This window comes from Nocardia sp. NPDC005745, from assembly GCF_040630775.1.
Taxonomy (GTDB): domain Bacteria; phylum Actinomycetota; class Actinomycetes; order Mycobacteriales; family Mycobacteriaceae; genus Nocardia.
Genome location: NZ_JBEXYF010000095.1, coordinates 1 through 1,452 on the forward strand (window position 1 = coordinate 1; position 1,452 = coordinate 1,452).

The 1,452-nt window shown below is 66.0% G+C and carries 1 protein-coding gene; it reads right to left on the reverse strand.

Annotated elements, in window-relative coordinates:
* Window positions 1-18: 18 nt before the first annotated feature.
* On the reverse strand, window positions 19-1,233 hold the full coding sequence (locus ABZ420_RS35980; protein ID WP_357132682.1) for an IS110 family transposase: 1,215 nt from the start codon (window positions 1,231-1,233) through the stop codon (window positions 19-21).
* Between the last annotated feature and the right edge of the window lie 219 nt (window positions 1,234-1,452).

The window sequence follows — 1,452 nt, forward strand, 5'->3', positions numbered from 1 at the left end:
GGACTCTCAATGACCGTGTCAAGCCACCAGCCCTGCGGGGGACGGCGTGGCGTTGGTGAATTCCCGACCGTCACGCAGCAGTGCCCACAGGACGTCGACCAGGCGCCGGGCCAGCGCTAGGAGGGCTTGGGTATGGATGAGCCGCTCGCCGCGTTTGCGGTCGTAGAACCGCCGCGACGGCCCGTGTGTGTGTTTCAGGCTGGACAAGGCCGCCATGTAGAACACCCGCCGCATCCGGCGGTTGTAGCGCTTGGGCCTGTGGAAGTTCCCGCTGACCCTGCCCGAATCACGGGGCACGGGAACCAGCCCGGCGTAGGACGCCAGTCGGCCCGCGGAAGCGAAGGTGGCCAGATCACCGCCGGTTTCGACGAGGAAGTCCGCGCCGAGGCCAGGTCCCATGCCGGGCATCGATTCGATGATCCTCGCCCACGGATGCTGCCGGAACCGGGCCGTGATCAGCTTGTCGGTGTCCTTGATCTCGCGATCGAGATCGAGCAGCTTGCGGGCTTGGCGCTTGACCAGCATCGCCGCGTCGGCCTCCCCGGGCAGCGACAGCGTTTGCGCTTGCGCGGCAGTGACCGCCGTCGCGGCGGCCTTGGTGATCATCGGCCCCCACGCCTTGTTCTCCGTCAAATACGCTGCGACACCGCCGATCCCGGCAGTACGGATCTCGGCGGGGGTGCACAGGCCGGCGACCAGGATCAGCGGTGTGCGTTTCGAGTAATCGAACGCGGCTTCCAGCGCCGGGAAGATCGACCCCAGCAGAGCACGCAACCGGTTGACCCCGGCGACCCAGTCGTCCATCAGGTCGGCGCGATAACTGGTCAGGGCTTTCAAGCCGGCTATCAGCTCGTCAGGCATTCGGACCTGCGTGAAATCGCCACGCATCCGGGCGGTTTCGGCGATCACCCGGGCGTCTTTGGCGTCGGTCTTGCCTTCGCCGCGGAACCCGTGGGTCATCATGTTCACGACCCGGCCGGGCACATAGGTGACATCCCCGTCGACGGTGAGCAGCACAGTGATCAGCAGCGACGCCATCGGGCTGGTCAGATCGATCGCCCACTTCACCCGCTCAGACAGACCGCGGACCCGAACCACCAGCTGCTCGATCGCGGCCTGATCGTTGGCCAGTTTCTGACTGAAAAGCCGCTTGCCGGTGTCGTCCACCGCGCACACATGATGCGCCTGCTTACCAACGTCGATACCGATCCAGACTTCCGGGCGTTCTGCCACCCACTCGCTCCCGCTGTCGCTGTCGCAGCCCGCGGACAGCCCCGCCGTCAGATCCCTAACCAGCGACGGTCCGCAACAGCTCTCAATCAGCGGCCGGAGCGTCCAGAACAGTGGGGCAGCCAGTCCTCTCGAGCCTCACCAGAGGCAACAAACCATCAGCTACACCCCACCGTCCCGGGCATCCGGGGCACCAACCCCAGACACCCACAACCTTAGGGA